At 38.7% G+C, this 17649-nt stretch carries 25 protein-coding genes; 22 read left to right on the forward strand and 3 right to left on the reverse strand.

The genetic code is table 11. The annotated features are described in order from the left end of the window. The first annotated feature begins 12 nt into the window (after positions 1-12). The 4 genes from H9647_RS01480 to H9647_RS01495 all read left to right on the forward strand — a co-directional run bounded on the left by H9647_RS01480 (position 13) and on the right by H9647_RS01495 (position 3959). Positions 13-1011: an ROK family protein gene (locus tag H9647_RS01480; protein ID WP_191797522.1), complete on the forward strand. Its 999-nt coding sequence runs from the start codon at positions 13-15 to the stop codon at positions 1009-1011. Positions 1012-1033: 22 nt separating this feature from the next. Beyond that, positions 1034-1573, forward strand: coding sequence for a GNAT family N-acetyltransferase (locus H9647_RS01485; RefSeq protein ID WP_318245241.1), 540 nt, complete (start codon positions 1034-1036; stop codon positions 1571-1573). 201 nt (positions 1574-1774) lie between these two features. Beyond that, positions 1775-3154, forward strand: a complete 1380-nt coding sequence (gene gdhA / locus H9647_RS01490) for an NADP-specific glutamate dehydrogenase (RefSeq protein ID WP_191797524.1) — start codon at positions 1775-1777, stop codon at positions 3152-3154. 229 nt (positions 3155-3383) lie between these two features. Further along, positions 3384-3959: an HAD-IA family hydrolase gene (locus H9647_RS01495; RefSeq protein WP_191797526.1), complete on the forward strand. Its 576-nt coding sequence runs from the start codon at positions 3384-3386 to the stop codon at positions 3957-3959. Between the two features lie 94 nt (positions 3960-4053). On the opposite strand, the gene H9647_RS01500 is transcribed toward H9647_RS01495, so the two are convergent. After that, on the reverse strand, positions 4054-4197 hold the full coding sequence (locus H9647_RS01500; protein ID WP_191797528.1) for a hypothetical protein: 144 nt from the start codon (positions 4195-4197) through the stop codon (positions 4054-4056). Between the two features lie 86 nt (positions 4198-4283). Between H9647_RS01500 and H9647_RS25640 the strand changes: the two genes are divergently transcribed. The 11 genes from H9647_RS25640 to H9647_RS01555 all read left to right on the forward strand — a co-directional run bounded on the left by H9647_RS25640 (position 4284) and on the right by H9647_RS01555 (position 12490). Continuing rightward, positions 4284-5303 (forward strand): GNAT family N-acetyltransferase, encoded by a 1020-nt coding sequence (locus H9647_RS25640; protein ID WP_225228990.1) that lies wholly within the window; start codon positions 4284-4286, stop codon positions 5301-5303. 92 nt (positions 5304-5395) lie between these two features. Continuing rightward, on the forward strand, positions 5396-5797 hold the full coding sequence (locus tag H9647_RS01515; protein ID WP_191797530.1) for an NUDIX hydrolase: 402 nt from the start codon (positions 5396-5398) through the stop codon (positions 5795-5797). Positions 5798-5865: 68 nt separating this feature from the next. Beyond that, positions 5866-6804: a cysteine synthase A gene (gene cysK, locus H9647_RS01520; protein WP_191797532.1), complete on the forward strand. Its 939-nt coding sequence runs from the start codon at positions 5866-5868 to the stop codon at positions 6802-6804. Between the two features lie 203 nt (positions 6805-7007). Next, positions 7008-7496 (forward strand): SDR family NAD(P)-dependent oxidoreductase, encoded by a 489-nt coding sequence (locus H9647_RS01525; RefSeq protein ID WP_225228991.1) that lies wholly within the window; start codon positions 7008-7010, stop codon positions 7494-7496. 3 nt (positions 7497-7499) lie between these two features. Continuing rightward, positions 7500-7748 (forward strand): Rossmann-fold NAD(P)-binding domain-containing protein, encoded by a 249-nt coding sequence (locus H9647_RS25645; RefSeq protein ID WP_225228992.1) that lies wholly within the window; start codon positions 7500-7502, stop codon positions 7746-7748. A gap of 34 nt (positions 7749-7782) precedes the next feature. Further along, complete coding sequence (locus H9647_RS01530; protein ID WP_225228993.1) at positions 7783-8469, forward strand: nucleotidyltransferase domain-containing protein; 687 nt, start codon at positions 7783-7785, stop codon at positions 8467-8469. 79 nt (positions 8470-8548) lie between these two features. Beyond that, positions 8549-9169, forward strand: a complete 621-nt coding sequence (locus H9647_RS01535) for an NUDIX hydrolase (protein WP_191797534.1) — start codon at positions 8549-8551, stop codon at positions 9167-9169. A gap of 103 nt (positions 9170-9272) precedes the next feature. Continuing rightward, positions 9273-9695, forward strand: a complete 423-nt coding sequence (locus H9647_RS01540) for a hypothetical protein (RefSeq protein ID WP_191797536.1) — start codon at positions 9273-9275, stop codon at positions 9693-9695. A gap of 16 nt (positions 9696-9711) precedes the next feature. Next, the gene (locus H9647_RS01545) at positions 9712-10545 is read left to right on the forward strand and encodes a GNAT family N-acetyltransferase (RefSeq protein WP_225228994.1); all 834 of its coding nucleotides are present in this window, start codon (positions 9712-9714) and stop codon (positions 10543-10545) included. Between the two features lie 28 nt (positions 10546-10573). Then, a complete protein-coding gene (locus H9647_RS01550; RefSeq protein ID WP_404822575.1) occupies positions 10574-11092 on the forward strand; it encodes a DinB family protein in 519 nt (172 codons plus the stop codon). A 255-nt stretch (positions 11093-11347) separates the two neighbouring features. Beyond that, positions 11348-12490, forward strand: a complete 1143-nt coding sequence (locus H9647_RS01555) for a YsnF/AvaK domain-containing protein (protein WP_191797540.1) — start codon at positions 11348-11350, stop codon at positions 12488-12490. 118 nt (positions 12491-12608) lie between these two features. Here H9647_RS01555 and H9647_RS01560 read toward each other — a convergent pair whose 3' ends face one another. Further along, complete coding sequence (locus tag H9647_RS01560; RefSeq protein ID WP_191797542.1) at positions 12609-13109, reverse strand: DUF2798 domain-containing protein; 501 nt, start codon at positions 13107-13109, stop codon at positions 12609-12611. Positions 13110-13281: 172 nt separating this feature from the next. Here H9647_RS01560 and H9647_RS01565 point away from each other — a divergent pair, with 172 nt between their 5' ends. The 6 genes from H9647_RS01565 to H9647_RS01590 all read left to right on the forward strand — a co-directional run bounded on the left by H9647_RS01565 (position 13282) and on the right by H9647_RS01590 (position 16623). Continuing rightward, positions 13282-13710 (forward strand): NUDIX domain-containing protein, encoded by a 429-nt coding sequence (locus H9647_RS01565; RefSeq protein ID WP_191797543.1) that lies wholly within the window; start codon positions 13282-13284, stop codon positions 13708-13710. Positions 13711-13824: 114 nt separating this feature from the next. Beyond that, positions 13825-14478 (forward strand): hypothetical protein, encoded by a 654-nt coding sequence (locus tag H9647_RS01570; RefSeq protein ID WP_191797545.1) that lies wholly within the window; start codon positions 13825-13827, stop codon positions 14476-14478. 202 nt (positions 14479-14680) lie between these two features. Then, positions 14681-15085: a hypothetical protein gene (locus tag H9647_RS01575; RefSeq protein ID WP_191797547.1), complete on the forward strand. Its 405-nt coding sequence runs from the start codon at positions 14681-14683 to the stop codon at positions 15083-15085. A gap of 169 nt (positions 15086-15254) precedes the next feature. Continuing rightward, positions 15255-15854 (forward strand): hypothetical protein, encoded by a 600-nt coding sequence (locus tag H9647_RS01580; RefSeq protein ID WP_191797550.1) that lies wholly within the window; start codon positions 15255-15257, stop codon positions 15852-15854. 61 nt (positions 15855-15915) lie between these two features. After that, positions 15916-16407 carry a DinB family protein gene (locus tag H9647_RS01585; RefSeq protein WP_191797552.1) on the forward strand — a complete coding sequence of 164 codons (492 nt, stop codon included), beginning with the start codon at positions 15916-15918 and terminating at the stop codon, positions 16405-16407. Between the two features lie 15 nt (positions 16408-16422). Beyond that, entirely contained in the window at positions 16423-16623 is a 201-nt protein-coding gene (locus H9647_RS01590) for a DUF4177 domain-containing protein (protein WP_191797554.1), read from the forward strand. A 14-nt stretch (positions 16624-16637) separates the two neighbouring features. Here the strand turns inward: H9647_RS01590 and H9647_RS01595 are convergent, their stop codons facing one another. Then, positions 16638-16892: a hypothetical protein gene (locus H9647_RS01595; RefSeq protein WP_191797556.1), complete on the reverse strand. Its 255-nt coding sequence runs from the start codon at positions 16890-16892 to the stop codon at positions 16638-16640. 58 nt (positions 16893-16950) lie between these two features. Here H9647_RS01595 and H9647_RS01600 point away from each other — a divergent pair, with 58 nt between their 5' ends. Next, complete coding sequence (locus H9647_RS01600) at positions 16951-17631, forward strand: HAD family hydrolase (protein WP_191797558.1); 681 nt, start codon at positions 16951-16953, stop codon at positions 17629-17631. Positions 17632-17649 lie beyond the last annotated feature (18 nt).

Raw genomic sequence — 17649 nt, forward strand, 5'->3', positions numbered from 1 at the left:
TGGAGCTAACACATGAGTCAGTATACGATCGGAATCGATCTTGGTGGTACGAACATCAAGGCAGCTGTTTTTAATAAAGAATTTAAAACGGTAGTTGAAAGAAACGTTCAAACGGAAGCAATCAAAGGTCCAACCCATGTACTAAATAGAATGAAAGAAACCATAATTGAAATGTTGCTAACCACTAATTTATCGCAATCTGACATAAGATGTATGGGAATGGGCATCCCCGGTCTCTTGAATCCGGATGAAGGGCTCTCGATCTTCTCCCCTAATTTTCCTGGTTGGGAGAATATCCATATTGTAAATGAGATGGAGAATACCTTTGGAATTCCCACTTTTATTGACAATGATGTTCGTGTAAATCTCTACGGTGAATGGCGATTTGGATCAGGTATTGGATTTGATAATGTTGTGTTAATTACCTTAGGAACAGGACTGGGCTCAGGAATCGTCAGTGCTGGCAATGTGTTGTATGGAAAGACCTCGAGTGCTGGGGAAATAGGCCATATGAATATGTATAGAGAAGGTCGCCCTTGCAAATGTGGCAGTTCAGGCTGCTTGGGTAGGTATGTTTCAGCTGTCGGGATGGTCAACACTTTTATTGAACGGCTAAATGACGGTGATAACAGTATCATTCAAGAATGGGTCCAACAAGATCAAAGCCAAATTACGGCTAAAATGATTTCTGATGCGTATGATTTAGGAGATAAAGTAGCAATGGAAGTGATGCATGAGACGGGTAGAATTTTAGGTTTTGGCCTTTCCAATGTCATTAATCTATATAATCCAGAGATGATCATTGTCGGTGGAGGCATGTCTGCTGCAGGAGATCGATTGCTAGATGTGGTTCGGGAGACAACTGCTAAGCATGCATTAAAGTTATCCAACGAGGCATGTAAGATTCAGGAAGCTCAGTTAGGCAGAAAAGCAGGCATGATTGGTGCTGCTGTATACGCAAGCGAACGCTTTACAAAGAAACTCTCCAATAGAATTGAAATAGAATCCTGATTTGTGATGAGGGGGAGAAGCAGTGGAAACATCAGAGACATCAGAGACATCAGAAGCATCAGAAATTTCAAATTCATCAATTGTTATCCGGTCAGCTTCATTATCAGAAGCGCCCATCATTCTAAACCTGTGGAAAAATTCCGCTAAGTGGCTTAATTCTAAAGGAATATATCAGTGGCGTCCGGAGTTTTTTGATGTAGATCAGGTTATGGAATTTTTAACAAATGGATCTGATGTTTACATTGCTGAGCTGAATTCGGAGGTAGTGGGGACTTATATTATTACTTGGACAGACCCTTTTATATGGAAAGAGCTCGATAATCTACAATCAGGTTATATCCACCGATTTGCAGTGAATAGAGATTATAAGGGAATGGGGATCGGAAATATCCTCTTAAAAACAGCGGAACAGCAGATTAAAAGCCGGGGGAAGACTTTTGTAAGGTTGGATTGTATGGCAGACAACAGCAGACTTAATGTGTATTATCAAGATTATGGATTTAACTATATTAGAACAATAAATGGAGATGGATGGAGCGCTAATCTGTATGAAAAGCAGTAAATGAGCAGTAATTCAGCGGGAATAACGTAAAATTATTAGTACAATAGAACATTTTAATAGCGTTATAAAAAACATTTTATGGATTTTTATCTCGTATTTTATTTTGTTATCCTGTATATTTAAGTACAAACTTTTATGCGTTTTTACAAAGAGAAGCCTACAGACTTTAACACAACAAAGGAGTGCATCGAAAAAGTGTCCATGATAACGAGAGAAAATACAGATCAAAACATGCTTATTGCTACAGAGTATGTTCATTCCGTTTATGAGTCGGTTGTTGCAAGAAATCCACAGGAGTTTGAATTTCATCAAGCAGTAAAAGAAATTCTCGATTCTCTTATTCCCGTTATCGCTGCTCATCCAAAGTACCGGAAAAACAGCTTGCTTGAACAGCTGGTTGAACCAGAACGTGTTATTACTTTCAAAGTACCTTGGGTTGACGATCAAGGTAAGGTACAGGTAAACCGGGGATTCCGTGTACAGTTTAACAGTGCAATCGGTCCTTATAAAGGTGGACTGCGGTTCCATCCTTCCGTGTACGCAGGGATTGTTAAGTTCCTAGGCTTCGAACAAATCTTCAAAAATGCATTGACGGGTTTGCCGATCGGCGGCGGTAAAGGCGGTTCTGATTTTGATCCAAAAGGAAAATCGGATCTTGAAGTCATGCGTTTTACGCAAAGCTTTATGACTGAACTATATAAGTACATTGGTTCAGATGCGGACGTTCCAGCGGGGGATATTGGCGTAGGCGCAAGAGAAATCGGTTATATGTTTGGACAATATAAACGACTTACAAGTAGTCATGAATCCGGTGTCTTGACGGGTAAAGGACTGCAGTACGGTGGTAGTCTTGCACGTAAGGAAGCAACTGGATTCGGATGTGTGTACTTTGTTGACGAGATGTTGAAATCGAAAGATCTTAGCTTTGAAGACAGTACGGTTGTTGTATCCGGTTCCGGTAATGTATCGATCTATGCGATTCAAAAAGCTCAAGAACTTGGTGCAAAGGTTGTTGCTTGTAGTGACTCCGGCGGATATGTATATGATCCAGAGGGTATTAATCTAGAAACAGTAAAACGTCTAAAAGAAGTAGAACGTCTACGGATCAGTGAGTATGTAAAAGAGCATCCTCATGCAACTTATACAGAAGGCTGTGAAGGAATTTGGTCTATTCCTTGTGACATTGCACTTCCTTGTGCAACTCAAAATGAGATTGATGAACATTCTGCTATCTTGCTAGTTAAAAATGGAGTGAAAGCAATTGGTGAAGGAGCTAACATGCCTTCTACACTGGATGCGATTGATATCTTCCATGAGCATGGCGTTTTGTTTGGACCGGCAAAAGCTGCTAATGCAGGCGGTGTAGCCGTATCAGCACTTGAAATGTCACAGAACAGCATGCGGTTGTCCTGGTCATTTGAAGAAGTGGATACCAGACTGCAAGAGATCATGCGTAACATTTATAACAGTAGCGTTGAAGCAGCTGATCAATACGGTTGTTCAGGTAATCTGGTTGCTGGGGCAAATATCGCAGGTTTCCTTAAAGTAGCAGACGCTATGCTCGCTCATGGGATTGTCTAATAAAATAATAGTAAAGCTGTTATCAGCTTGTTAACAATGAAGCCGTCTTCCTTAGGAAGGCGGTTTTTTATATTACTGTTTAATGTGGATGGAATGACAAAATTACATTTTAATGATTAGATAGAGGATTTTTACAGACAGGTCAAGAAGTATAGAGGTTATCGCAGTTGCTGCATTTCAGCTGAATAGTAAAGATTTTCTTTTACAGTAAAGAAAGGAGTTCATAAGTGTGAATATCCTATGGGATTTTGATGGTACTTTGTTTAATACATACCCAGCTTATACTGAAATTCTTTATGAGATTCTTGACCAAGCGGTTCCTAAAAAAGATATACATAATCACCTGAAAATTTCATTTACTCATGCTGTTCAATATTATGGTTTATCAAAAGAACAGGTGAAAAGGCTATTTGCCATGGAGCAAACAATAGACCCTGCAGATACGACTCCCTTTCCGTTCGTTGAGGACATATTAAAGTTTGCCGATCTAAATGTAATCATGACGCATAAACCTCGTAAAGATGTGGAACATATTTTGAAATATTATGACTTTGAAGATTACTTTACCGAAATTGTTGCTATAGATGATGGATATCCGAGAAAACCTGATCCTGCCTCGTACATTTATTTACATCATAAATATAAGATTGATCTAGTGATTGGTGATCGCGAGATAGATATTGTCCCGGCGAAGTCCATTGGAATAAAGACATGTCTATTTCAGAACAGCGCTCCTGGAGCAGATGTATATTTGTCGGCATATGAGAAATTTTTTGATTTAACTTGCATAGCAATAAACGACTAATCAGTTAAAAATTTATTTATCTATTACTCAGAGTTGTTGTGAAAAATTCGTTAGTCACGATAAAAAGCCTCCAAACTTATTGGAGGATAGGAAATCATTTACTGTCAGTTCCTGATTGAGCGAGTACAGACCCTGCTAATGATTTTGAAGTTTTACTAGCAGAGTTACTTTGCAAAACATGCGATGCTTTCTTAGACAATTTCTTAGAAGATACTTTATTTTCGCTTGATTTAGCCATGATACGACACCTCTTAGTTTTAATTTTATATATATTTAATAAACCGCTGAGTTCATTGTAAACATTGATGCATGGAGGAAGAGAATATGAATATCCGTTTGCGAGAGCTTAATGAAAATGATCCTGAGATTATTTCGAATGCTTTTAAACAACAAGGCTGGGAAAAGCCAGTCGATTTATATATAAGGTATCTGAATGAACAGAAACGTGGTGAACGCGTATCGATTGTTGCGGAAGTTGATGGTGATTTTGCCGGATATGTCAATGTGTTATGGGATTCGTATTATCTTTCTTTTCGAGAAAAAAGGATTCCTGAAATTAATGATTTCAATGTATTAATGAAGTACCGCCGATTAGGCATTGGCTCTAAGTTGATGGATAGAGCAGAAGAAATTATGAAAGAACGATCCGATTTTGCCGGAATTGGGGTAGGGTTATTTACGGATTACGGAAACGCTCAAATCTTATATGCCAAACGCGGTTATATCCCCGATGGCAGAGGAATACATAATGGTCAGCAATATATTGAATACGGAGATGTCGCTACAATCAATGATGATCTTACCCTTTATTTAACTAAAAAACTGATCAAACAAGAGATTTGTATCAAGAATATAACAGAAGAACAAGCAGAACAGTTTTGGAAAATAAGACTAGAATCATTAAGAGTAAGCCCGGAGGCATTCGGAACTTCTTACGAAGATTCTGTTGGTACGCCAATTAGTGAAGTTGTGAAAAAGATCAAAAATGAACATGACGAGTATATTTTAGGAGCTTTTACAGAAGACAATCAAATTGTAGGTATCGCAGGTTTCAGAAAAGGACAAGGAATGAAGTTTAAACATAAAGGAATGGTATGGGGTGTTTACGTTTCACCCGAATATCGAGGTAAAGGGATCGGCAAGAGCCTCATGGTAGAAGTATTGAACCGAGGTAAAGATATAGAAGAGTTGAAGCAAATTAATCTCAGTGTGATAACGGTAAATAGATCGGCAGTAGAACTGTATAAGAAATTAGGGTTCGAATCTTATGGTGTTGAAAAGAATGCTTTGGAGTATATGGGTGATGCATACGATGAAGAGCATATGACCTATTTTTATAAGTAAACTACAACAAGTTTGAACTTATTAATAAAAGAGATAAGAGAGATCAAGGATGTTATTAATAAAGAATCATAAAAAAAAGGAAGGATGAGAAGATGAAGTTCATCGTTTCGGCAAGTGTCATCGTATTGAATGAGGAAAATAAGATTTTACTGATGAAAGGTCGTAGAGGTTGGGAGATGCCACAGGGTTGTGTAGAAGAAGGAGAGTCTATACGCCAAGCAGCCATTCGTGAAGTGAAAGAAGAAACAGGAATTGATATTAAACTAACTACTTTTTGCGGTACCTATCAGAATATAACACGAGGCGTATGTAATCATATTTTCACCGGCAAACCGATTGATGGAGAACTTACGACAAGTATAGAGAGTGAAGAAGTCGGCTATTTTTCACTAGAAGAAGTGGATCAGTTAATCACCTGGGGGAACTTCAAAGAAAGAATTCATCTTGCATTAGATAAAGAGAAACATCCTTTTCTCATTGAGTTTACGGAATAGAGTATCTTGATTTTAGTAGCCTTGATTATGGAATTGATTACTAACTGAAATTGAACGGAGGAACCACAGTGGCAAAAATAGCAAAGAATCTTACTGATCTGATTGGCAATACACCGTTATTAGAACTAGCTAACTTTTCTTTGAATCATCATCTAGAGACGAACCTCATTGCTAAATTAGAATACTTTAATCCTGCGGGTAGTGTTAAAGATCGAATTGGCCTTGCCATGATTCAAGCTGCCGAAGAGAAAGGCGATATTAACAAAGAAACAGTGATTATAGAACCGACCAGTGGAAATACGGGAGTGGGGCTTGCTTTTGCAGCTGCAGCGTTAGGATATAAGTTAGTGATTACGCTTCCCGAAAGTTTCAGTATGGAACGCAGAAAATTGTTATCTGCCTTGGGTGCAGAATTAGTTCTCACTCCTGCTCAAGAAGGGATGGCTGGAGCAATCAAAAAGGCCGAAGAAATTGCCAATACCATTCCTAATTCATATATTCCGCAGCAATTTAAGAATCCTGCTAATCCTGAGATCCACCGAAAGACAACAGCAGAAGAGATTTGGAGAGATACGGATGGGGAAGTAGATATATTTATTAGCGGTGTGGGAACAGGCGGAACCATCTCAGGCGTAGGTGAAATTCTTAAACAGAGAAATCCATCGGTTAAAATTATGGCAGTTGAACCATTCGATTCTCCGGTTCTTTCTGGTGGGAATAAGGGATTACACAAAATTCAAGGGATCGGTGCTGGATTTGTGCCCGGTAATTTTCATCATTCGGTCGTTGATGAGATTATTCAAGTGAAAAACGAAGATGCTTATGAAACAACACGACAGTTAGCGAGAAGCGAAGGATTGTTGGTAGGTATTTCATCTGGAGCAGCGACGTTCGCCGCTCTACAAGTCGCAAATAGACCAGAAAATAAAAACAAAAAAATTGTCGTACTACTCCCAGATACAGGCGAGCGTTATCTATCGGTTCCCGATCTTTTTCCAGAAGCATAAAAGTAGAGCAGTTACATGCTGAATGTAGCTGCTCTTTTTTGAGTTATTTTGGAGTCTCCTTATCAGTTCATGGGAGAAAATGACTTAAACCTATCGCTACTCGTGCACAATATGTATAATTATGGTAAATAAAACCTAGAAGAAGTCAGACTGAGGATATTCAAGAATGAATAGTACTGTATGAAAAATAGGAGGCAAGTTCTATGGCTGAGAAGCACTTTATTATTACGGGTACATCAAGAGGGATTGGTGAACAACTGGCTATGATGCTGCTTGAAAGAGGCAGTCATGTTCATGGCATATCTAGAGGAAGTTCAGAAGTCTTATGTAAGTATAAGAATTACTCACATCTTAGGTTCGACTTAAGTAATACAATGGGTGCTCAGCATATGCTAGATGGAATTCTTGAGTCAATCAATATGAATGATACAGAAATGTTATGCCTGATTAACAATGCGGCTATGCTTGAACCACTCAAATCAATTGAAAAATGCATACAGGAAGAAATAAATGGAAATCTGCAAATTAGTTTAATTGCTCCTATGGTTTTGACTTCTTGTTTTATTCAGCAAACCGAAAATCTACAGTTGAGAAGAAAAATTATTAATATATCTTCAGGTTCAGGGACATATCCAGCACCCGATATGAGTGTGTACTGTACAGCAAAAGCAGGACTAAACATGTTTACTTGATGTGTGGGAGCAGAGCAAAATAAACGAGAAAATCCTATTGAAATTATAGCGGTTGATCCAGGTATGGTCGACACAGAACTACAAAGGGTAGCTAGAGGGAAAAATGAGACTGATTTTGGGATGGCTCCGTGGTTTAATTTAGCTCACGAAACCGGACAATTACAATCAACAAGGGATCTTGGAGAGCACTTATTACATATGATTGATCAGAAGATGGAGCCTGGAAAGATCGTTACCTACGCTGAAGTATAGCAGGAGATCAGAGCTAAACTTAAAGGGGGATGAAATGAATAGACTCATTAATTTAGATCAGGTTGTTCATCTTTTTCAGGAAGAATTACAAGAATCCCTTACTGGCATGTACTTGCATGGTTCGATGGCAATGGGATGTTTCCACCCGGAACATAGCGATATAGACATCTTAGTGGTCGTGAAGTCGAAACAACCGAGAGATACATATAAGAGAATTGCATCTGGGCTTATTCGGTTTGAGGAAGAGCTACATCTGACAAAAGGCATAGAGTTAAGTGTAGTGCTCAAAAAATATACAAATGAATTCGTATATCCTACTCCGTTTGAATTTCATTATTCTTTAGCACATAAGGAAAAATATAAAGCAGACCCGGATTATCTATGCGGTGGTTACGAAGATACGGATTTAGCAGCTCATTTCGTAGTTATCTATCATCGGGGGATCGTACTCTATGGAAAATCCATTAGAGATGTTTTTACAGCGATTGATAAGTCGTATTTTATAGCATCGATTCAATCGGATGTAAAAGAAGCGACCGAAGGGATTATCGAGAATCCGGTTTATTATGTCTTGAATTTATGCAGAGTGCTATTCTTTTTCAAAGAAGAGGTCATATCTTCTAAAAGAGAAGGCGGAGAGTGGGCCACTAAGGTTGTCCCTAAGAAATATGTAGTCGTCATAGATAACTGTCTTGCCGCAATCAAGGTAAAGCTGATGTGATCCAGCTGGATAATCAGTTGTTGCTTGATTTTGCTTCTTATATGTTAGAAGAAATTGATAAAACAGGGAGTGTAAACGAATGGAAGAAGTAAAATGGCTTACATGGGCAAAGCAAATGCAGGCAATCAGTCAGAATGGTCTCGCGTATGGTAAAGATATTTATGATATTGAGAGATACGAGCAGCTGAGAAGCTTAAGTGTAGAAATATTAAACACATATACGAAAGTCGATTCAAATCAGATTACCGATTTGTTCGCAAATGAAACCGGGTATGCCACTCCAAAGGTAGATGTCAGGGGTGTTATTTTTCAGGACGATAAAATACTCCTTGTTAAAGAAAAAGCAGATGGTGCGTGGGCGCTCCCTGGGGGATGGGCAGATATTGGGTTATCTCCACGCGAAATCGTAGTGAAAGAAGTAAAAGAAGAATCGGGATTTGATGTAGTACCACGGCGGCTACTTGCTGTATTGGATAAAAATAAGCATTACCATGCACCTTCTCCTTACCATGTGTACAAAATTTTTATATTATGCGACATCATTGGCGGTAGTGCGATGGAAGGAATGGAAACAAGTGAAGTGAATTTCTTTGATCGGTCCAATCTACCACAGCTCTCGGAAGAGAGAAATACATACGGACAGGTCCAAATCATGTTTGATAAAGGCTTACAAGATAATAGTGAAGTGGTATTTGATTGACTAAGATAACGAGCTAGGGAGGAGTAATCAAATCAATATACAAAAAGCGAAATACATTACATTCATCGTGATGATATCTTTGTTGTTGAACATGATACTAATCATGATATTGATAACGAAAAACAACAGAATTGACGATGCAATTTCAAGCCATACCTTTCAAGTTCAAACAGATTTAGTGGAACTAGAGAGCGCAATTAATTACCAAATGGATCAAAGTTGGCAAGATGATAATGTTGTTTTAGAGAAAATGGAAGATATTAAAGAAGAATTAAATTCGTTCATGAAAATAGGTCAAACCTTAGGAAGATTAACAAAAGAACAAGAAAGAGAGCTTTCTATTCTTTATAACTATTTATCAACATATCCCGATTATACAGGTGTTCCTAACACAGTTCTAAGTTCTGCAGATAGAAAAAAACTAGAAGTGCTAGCAAGCAATCTCCCCAAAGCAGGTTGGGGAATGAACATCAGTTATAGTGGCGATTGGGACAGCTTTTCTGAAAAATTAAATAAGTTACTTTAACAAAGTACTCATTAGAATGGCTGGTGCTCATATGATAACGGAACTAGATAAACAAGAGTTTTACAAGGTACAACCTATCACGGATCAGTGTAGAAATTTGGAAGTTCGAGCAGTGGTGAATGGGATGAATCCCGGTTCGGTTTATGTAGATCATGGGACGGATGTTACTGCCGCTATGATTTGGATTCAAGGTCAGTCCGGGTTTCATATGGTTGGAGACCCTAAGAGTGAATCTTTCTTGACGCATTTAGAGACTTACATGATCAATGAAATTGAACCTAGACTCAAAAAGTTGAATATCGATGCTGTGGAAATAAGTGTGGAAAATGATCGTTGGGCAGAAACGCTGCAAACTATATTTAAAAAGCGAAGTCTATTAAATGATAATCAATATGTGTTCGAAATGACTGATAATGAAGCAAAACAAAGTAGTAATCATATGCAGAATACGATGATTCATAGAATAGATAGAGATTTACTTGAATCTAGAGGATTTGAAAATAAATCATTCCTCGAACAGAAGATCGCTAGGTTCTGGGAATCGAAAGAGGACTTCCTACAACACGGTTTTGGTTATATAGCAGAACATAATCATAATGTGATAAGTGTATGTTTTTCTGCTTTTGTAGATGGCCACACGCATGCAGTAGATATAGAAACACTAGTTGAGTATAGAAATAAACATGTTGGGACAGCGGTAGCAGAAGCTTATATAGAAGAGTGCAAACGTAAGGGAGTAGATCCTTACTGGGATTGTATGCCAGAGAATGTGGGTTCGGTGCGCCTGGCGAAAAAGATGGGATTGTCTCTTTCTTTCGATTATCGAATTTTGTGGTATAACATCACCTAAATACATGGAGGTCATTAACATGATAGACATGAAGCAGATCTTTCTTATTACCGATATTCCTGGGTATTCCCCTCAAATCAGCCGTTTACTATCGATGATGAACTATGCGAGATTTACGACTATAGAAGAGGTGAAGGATTTAACCGTTCAGGAGTTAGATTTTTTAATGGACTCCAAAAGTAACTCGATTGGTGCGCTTTTATTACATTTTGCAGCAGTGGAATATGCTTACCAGGTGGGGACGTTTGAGAAAAGAGGATTGAATGAGGAAGAAACAGCGATCTGGGGTCCAGCTTTGAGCCTTGGTGAAGAAGGGCGTAATAAGATTAAAGGGAATGAACTAAGCTATTATACCGATCAGCTACAAACAGTAAGGCAACGTACTTATGAATTATTTAAAACAGTAACGGATGAATGGCTCTATACAGAAGAAGAGTTTTGGGCTCAGCAACAAGCCAATTATTATTTTATGTGGTTTCATGTATTCGAAGATGAGATCAATCATAGAGGCCAGATTAGAATGATAAGAAAAAGAATGGATATATAAATAGATTTAAATAAAGGTTGATTTTGCGGAGAGTTTCTCTGTGAAATCAACCTTTTTGTTTGCTTTTAGTATGAAGTGGAAAAGAGCGAAAACCACCAAATCATACAGAACCAAAATTTATTTTTGTCAAGTAAAATGTTTTAAATTATTTTAAGGGGGTTAAATCTAGAACAAGCAAGCATCACTAAGAAATCAAAAATCAAAAAATACGAATCACTAAAACTAAAATGAGAGAATCTCTAGGAGGAATTTATTATGTTAAACAAAAACACAAACCATTTGGAAGATGTAAAGAAAACGGACAAGGTACATGCAAATGAAAGAATCGTGGGTTCATTTAGAACAGAAGAAGAAGCAAGCCGAGCTATTGAGCAGCTAAAAGCGAAAGGTTACAGCACTGACGAAATTTCAGTAATTGCAAAAGATCGAAAAGATATGAAAGCAATTAGTGAAGAGACAGGAACGAAAGCTCCTGAAGGTGTTGCAACAGGTGCAACAGCAGGCGGACTCGTTGGCGGTATCGCTGGTCTATTAGCAGGACTTGGAATCATGGCAATTCCTGTATTTGGTCCAATCATGGTAGCAGGTCCAATCGCAGTAACACTGACAGGTACTGCTGTTGGAGCGGGTGCCGGCGGACTGGTTGGCGGTTTGATTGGACTCGGTATTCCAGAAGAAGACGCGAAGGAATATGAGTCTAACGTAAAAGAAGGACAAATCTTAGTACTGGTAGAAGACAAAGCGGACACTAGAACAAGTGTACACGATATCTTCCGTAATAATAATGCGACAAATGCACATCTTTTTAATGATAAACAAGTACGCAATTCTTCTGTAACGTCTACTCCAAATACGGCAGCAGCAAATGCTGATCGTAGAACAGCAACGGACCTAGATCGCAAAGTGACTCCTGAGAATGTGGGCAATGGCCGCTTTGATTCAGGTGAAGATGAAAAGACAATGCGTCTTCGCGAAGAACAACTGGATGTATCTAAAAATAAGGCTAAAGTTGGCGAAGTAGAAGTTCACAAAGAAGTTGTCGAAGAACAGAAAACTATTGATGTTCCTGTAAGTCATGAAGAAGTCGTAATTGAACGCAGAGCTGTTCATGACAACACAACAAACGAACCAATCGGAAAAGATGAAAGTATTCGTATTCCCGTAAGTGAAGAACAAGTAGAAGTAAATAAACGTAACGTAGTAACGGGAGAAGTAGAAGTTCACAAAGAAACCGTTCAAAATACGGAACAAGTTAAAGATACGGTAAAACGTGAGGAAGCTCGCATTTCCCGTGAGGGTGAACCAGCAGTGAATGCAGATGCGGATAAAACCCTTGGACGTGAAGGACTTAACCGTGGAACGGTAAATGATAATACAATTAACCGTCCAAGACGCTAATCTTGGTACAATGAACGAAAATAAAGCAAATAAAATAAACCCGATGAGTCTCATACTCATCGGGTTTATTTCTGTAGAAATAAGGTTACAATCTACAATCCTAGAAAGAGAACTATATTCACAATGAGCTGTTCGATGTACTTAAGTTGACTACGGGCTCATCCTTAACGAATTTCACAAATAGGAATCTTACCAGAGGGCCAATTACCAGCAATTGAGCAGGATAGGCAACGATCACATTTTTTAGAATTGTCCGTCCATAGTTTGCGAGGATTGAACCTTCGATGCCATTCATAATCATGGATGTAATAAGACCGTATACCGACATGCAGAGCACCATACCTATAACCATACAAGTAGATGTAGCGAGAATGACATACAACGTCTTGGATTTATCAAATGGCAAGGAAAACGCAGCTTTTCGAGCAATAGGTCCAACAATAAAAGATTCTACTAAAAAAGCAATTACAAATGTTAAAGCAAATTGTGATAAAATACCAGAAATAGGTAATGTCGTTAACAAACCATTCAAATACATGTTGTAAAAGAACATGACACATACCATTCCAAAACACATCATTAATCCAAAAATAATTCCTTCTTTTTTGTTACTAGGCAATTTCTTTTTCTTCCTTTCGTTTTGCAGATAAGCTTTAGTATAGTGACATAAAAATTTCTTAGTAAGTGAACAATTTGTGAACTTTGATACAGAGTTTATAATTTTTTTCTTAAGCTCTATTAATCTGTGGAGATCAGACTCGTTTTTAATCATAGAGAAGAAGGTGTGAAAGATGGATCAATATACCCACCTTGGTGTATATGGCATTCTCGTCAAAGATGACCGGATCTTGCTCGTTCAAAAATCGAGAGGTCCGCATAAAGGAAAATGGGATCTTCCTGGTGGATCCATTGAGTTTGGCGAAGAGCCTTTGTTTACGCTGAAGAGAGAGTTTCTAGAAGAGACAGGGATTGAAGAGATAGATGCGGTTATTCATAGTGCTCCATCATATACTCTTATTCATCCGTTTAGAAAAAATCAGCTAGAGGAAATGCATCATATCGGGATCATTTACAAAGTTAGTATTAATAATGAGAATTACATCTTGAAGGTAAGTGGAGATGGCCATGATTCTCTTGGAGCAAAGTGGTTCTATAAGGAAGAATTTGATGAACTGGAAGTGACACCATTTGTAGAAGGAATAAGGGGACAGATTCTATGAAATAGAAAGCTGTGGTTTTAGATTTAGATATAGTAGCAGTGATACTCGAACGGTATATAGCGAAGAATGCACCTTTGGTGTAACAGATTCTTATTTGTGAGGGGAGTTAAGGATATGCCGTGGCCAATGGTTCATTTTGCAGTAGCGAATGAAATTTATGAGGGGCAGGCGTCCCCTGCTTTTTTACTGGGAAGTATTGCACCGGATACAATTCATGCAAGGGAAGGGGCAACACGGAAAGAGAAAATGCGGTCTCACTTTGTCAGGAACGATCGCCTGGCTGATCCTGTGCTACTTACTAGTAAGTACCTGGAGTATATCGATCTAAGTGAAGATCCGGCGTGGAAAGCATACATAGCAGGGTATTTCATACATATCTTTACAGATGAACGATGGACGGCAACACTCTATGCTGACTTTGAGCGTAAGGTTCAGGAGGACCCGGTGGAGATTCGGAAGATTTACAATGAAGAAGTAAGTCAGCTGGAGTATGATCTTTTACCGAGCAACTACTGGATCGATGTCATCCTGACTCAATTAGAGGCAGCTAATGGGTTTGAGGTGGCCCCTTTTGTGAGTGTGGAAGAAGTAGAAAAGTATCGTGATATGAAACTGGAGTGGCTAAAGGATCCGAAGAATGAACCGGGAATTGAGCTGGTTTATTTTACAGAAGACAGGGTTCGTGACTTTATTAAGAAAACGGCGGACGAAGCTAAAGAACTTCTCAAAGCTTGGGAAGCGTTAGAAAAACGGACGATTCAAGGGTGAGCTTACGGTCTATCTTACCTATGAATGGAGGAGAACCTCGATGAAAAAGATTGTAGCAGGAGGTATTTTATTTCTCGGCGGACTAATGGAAAAAATTGCTTGATCAACTGGGACTGTAAAGTTTAGGATAGATATACAGAAAACATGTTTCTGATACAACGATGAGGGACTGAACTTGATGACGCAACTAAGAATAGCAGATATGATGAAAGCTTATGCTGAAGATGCCGTGGAATTTGCGGATCAGATGGACGTAAAACTAGACTATACTGAAACTAGCTTGAAGGATCTTGATTTGATCCTCCAAAAATTTCATGATGAGCTTCCCAAGGGATGGAGAAAGATTTTCAATAGAGGACCTTCGGAAGAACAGATCGCATACATGGCTAAGATGTGGGGTGGCTACCTAGGGGAAATTATAGTCAGACACCTTGGTGGAGAATGGAAAGCTAGCGAAATGGACGATGACACGATTGCTTTACAAATAGGGGAAGCGGAGCTATATCCTCCTTCTAGAGTTTACAGAAGAATCATGAATGGCGCAGAAGATAGCGTCGAAGATTATTATAAAATACTAAAACTTGAACAGGATTCTATCCGTTTGTGATCCAATTTAAGAAACATAAAGAACATGGAACCGATACCCGATTCATGTTCTTTTTTTATGAGGAGCCTTTATGTTGGTAAAGGATCAGAAGGTATAATATTACAGGATATAGTATAATCGTATTTTGCTCTATTAACGAAACATGACATCAGGGGGCGTACATAAGGATATGAACAAGAAAAAAATCGCTATTATCATTTGTGTTTTACTTGGATTACAAGTTTTGAGTAGCTACACTCAGAACTGGCACCTAACTGCATCAGGTGCGATTCCTGGGAATCACAAGATTATTATTTCTCAAGATACAGTCTATGGTAATGCCGCGATCTATGAAGACACCATGAATAATACGTTCGGAGCTGTTAAACTCAGAAAAAAATTAGGTTTATTTTATGAATTTGGTGGTCATGCAGTAAAAGAATCCCCTGATCGAGATATGCCTTTTCAGGCGGTAGGGTTTGAAAATGATGTAGAAGAAGATGACAGCTATGTTGTCGGCGTTAAAGTAAATCGCGACTCTAATATTACCTCCGTATCACTTGGATATCACAAGAAGATAACCGACTACAATGAGCCCTATGAGTTCAGTATGAAGGACATCGAAGCTCATCCTGACAAGTATCTTGTCGAAGAAGTGAAGGATGGTTATGCGCTGTTTGTCATGGATGAATACACCCATGAAGGATGGACCATAAGAGGTTTTGATAAGGAGGGGAATATGGTTGCTGACAAATTGTTCTCTGCCCAGCCACGGTACACGAACTGGTAAAGGTCATGAATACTCAGGATCTAAAGGTGTGAAAAACAGCAAAATTTGAAAGGGGTAGGGGATGGAAACTTTTTTTCGATATAACTGGATCGTAAGAGAACAATGGTACGAGTGGTGTGTGGACCTGCCGGAAGAGGAATTGTTATGTCCCCGAACTGGAGGAGTCGGAAGCATTTTACAGACGCTTTTTCATATCGTAGATGTAGAGTGGAGCTGGATTCGAATACTTCAAGGTAAACCGGATGATCAGGAGAATTTTGATGATTACGCAACACTTCAGAAGGTAAGGGAGCTCGATCAGCGTTTCAAACCTGAAGTGGAAGCGTTCGTAGCCGCATGGAATGATTCGATGGAGACACGAGTATTTTACGATTATAGACCTGATGGCAGTGTTGATATGGATGCTTGGGGCGAAGTAATGCGCCATATTATTGCACATCAGATCCACCATATGGGACAGCTATCTGTATGGGCAAGAGAAAAAGGAATTCAGAAGAATCCAATTTCTCCTAATGTTATAGGTAAGAATCTAATTGCAGTTCAGCAAAAATGAGAGGTGAAAACGAAGATGGAACAATGGGAATACAAAACGATGAAATATAAGACAGGTGGGTTCTTGGGAGGAAAAGTAGATACGGAGGAGTTCGAACAAGAACTGAATGAACATGGACTGGATGGTTGGAAAATTGTATCCTGCTTTGACACAAGTATTTCGCAAGGTGCATCAAAAGATGTGATTGTCGTCTTTAAAAGAAGAAAATCATTGTAATTGATATTCGCATTCTATCCATCAGAAATTGTTGTCTCTTTTGTTATAATCTGATCGTACACCTGGTAGTAAAAAGGAGCGCCGATAAGTAGAAGAACAGCAAATAAGATCATTAAATTACGAAATAGTTTCACGTTCTTTTCTTTCTTAGCATACAGCCAAAAAGGAAAACAGATACTGGCTGCCAGCAGAAAAAATAACTCAGCAATAACGATCACGGGAGCATAATCCTCAAGCTTCATCACTTTCACCTCGACTTTTTTACCCAATTATAGAATAATTTTCTCCATTACGCGACAAATAATTCTCCAAACAGGGGGCTAGCAGATGAAATTCAAAGCGGTATTTCTCGATTTCTATGGCACATTAGTACATGAAGACGATGATATTCTGCCTCTCATTTATGATGAAGTGAAACGATTTAGCTCCGATGATATAGAAGCAAATCACATTGGGAAGTATTGGTCTAAAGCATTCTTTGACCTGTCGAGAGAAAGTTATGGCGACTCGTTTGTCACGCAAAGGGAGATCGGTATTCAATCTTTAACAGATACCGTTCGTCATTTCAGATCATCTTGTACAGCAGAGGATATTATTCAAACGCAGTTTAATCACTGGATTCAGCCTCGATTATACGAGGATACTCTTCCTTTTTTGAAATCAATCGCTGGAAACCCTATCTACATTCTATCCAATATAGATAGGAACGATATTATGTCTGCCTTAAGCTTTCATGGGATCTCGGTAACGGACGTAATTACGAGTGAAGATGTGAGATCCTACAAACCAAGAGCGGAGTTATTTGAAGAGGGTCTGCGCAGAAGTGGGTGTACAGCAAATGAAGTCATTCATATAGGAGATTCTCTTACAAGTGACATTGAGGGAGCTCAGCGTCTTGGAATGAAAGCAATCTGGATCAATAGACTTGGTAGAAAGCTGCCAGATCACTTTAAACCAGATTACATATATCCGAATTTAAGTGAAGTTCATTTGGAATCTTTATCATAAAAACAAAAGGGATACCCA

Source organism: Paenibacillus gallinarum, from assembly GCF_014836635.1.
GTDB lineage: Bacteria > Bacillota > Bacilli > Paenibacillales > Paenibacillaceae > Paenibacillus > Paenibacillus gallinarum.

Bases quoted from the DNA above. Each gene is read 5' to 3' on its own strand.
- H9647_RS01480 (WP_191797522.1), top strand. From the start codon at position 13: ATGAGTCAGTATACGATCGGAATCGATCTTGGTGGTACGAACATCAAG.
- gdhA (WP_191797524.1), top strand. From the start codon at position 1,775: ATGATAACGAGAGAAAATACAGATCAAAACATGCTTATTGCTACAGAG.
- H9647_RS01500 (WP_191797528.1), bottom strand. From the start codon at position 4,197: ATGGCTAAATCAAGCGAAAATAAAGTATCTTCTAAGAAATTGTCTAAG.
- H9647_RS25640 (WP_225228990.1), top strand. From the start codon at position 4,284: ATGAATATCCGTTTGCGAGAGCTTAATGAAAATGATCCTGAGATTATT.
- H9647_RS01515 (WP_191797530.1), top strand. From the start codon at position 5,396: ATGAAGTTCATCGTTTCGGCAAGTGTCATCGTATTGAATGAGGAAAAT.
- H9647_RS01525 (WP_225228991.1), top strand. From the start codon at position 7,008: ATGGCTGAGAAGCACTTTATTATTACGGGTACATCAAGAGGGATTGGT.
- H9647_RS01530 (WP_225228993.1), top strand. From the start codon at position 7,783: ATGAATAGACTCATTAATTTAGATCAGGTTGTTCATCTTTTTCAGGAA.
- H9647_RS01535 (WP_191797534.1), top strand. From the start codon at position 8,549: ATGGAAGAAGTAAAATGGCTTACATGGGCAAAGCAAATGCAGGCAATC.
- H9647_RS01540 (WP_191797536.1), top strand. From the start codon at position 9,273: ATGATATTGATAACGAAAAACAACAGAATTGACGATGCAATTTCAAGC.
- H9647_RS01545 (WP_225228994.1), top strand. From the start codon at position 9,712: ATGGCTGGTGCTCATATGATAACGGAACTAGATAAACAAGAGTTTTAC.
- H9647_RS01550 (WP_404822575.1), top strand. From the start codon at position 10,574: ATGAAGCAGATCTTTCTTATTACCGATATTCCTGGGTATTCCCCTCAA.
- H9647_RS01555 (WP_191797540.1), top strand. From the start codon at position 11,348: ATGTTAAACAAAAACACAAACCATTTGGAAGATGTAAAGAAAACGGAC.
- H9647_RS01565 (WP_191797543.1), top strand. From the start codon at position 13,282: ATGGATCAATATACCCACCTTGGTGTATATGGCATTCTCGTCAAAGAT.
- H9647_RS01570 (WP_191797545.1), top strand. From the start codon at position 13,825: ATGCCGTGGCCAATGGTTCATTTTGCAGTAGCGAATGAAATTTATGAG.
- H9647_RS01575 (WP_191797547.1), top strand. From the start codon at position 14,681: ATGATGAAAGCTTATGCTGAAGATGCCGTGGAATTTGCGGATCAGATG.
- H9647_RS01580 (WP_191797550.1), top strand. From the start codon at position 15,255: ATGAACAAGAAAAAAATCGCTATTATCATTTGTGTTTTACTTGGATTA.
- H9647_RS01585 (WP_191797552.1), top strand. From the start codon at position 15,916: ATGGAAACTTTTTTTCGATATAACTGGATCGTAAGAGAACAATGGTAC.
- H9647_RS01590 (WP_191797554.1), top strand. From the start codon at position 16,423: ATGGAACAATGGGAATACAAAACGATGAAATATAAGACAGGTGGGTTC.
- H9647_RS01600 (WP_191797558.1), top strand. From the start codon at position 16,951: ATGAAATTCAAAGCGGTATTTCTCGATTTCTATGGCACATTAGTACAT.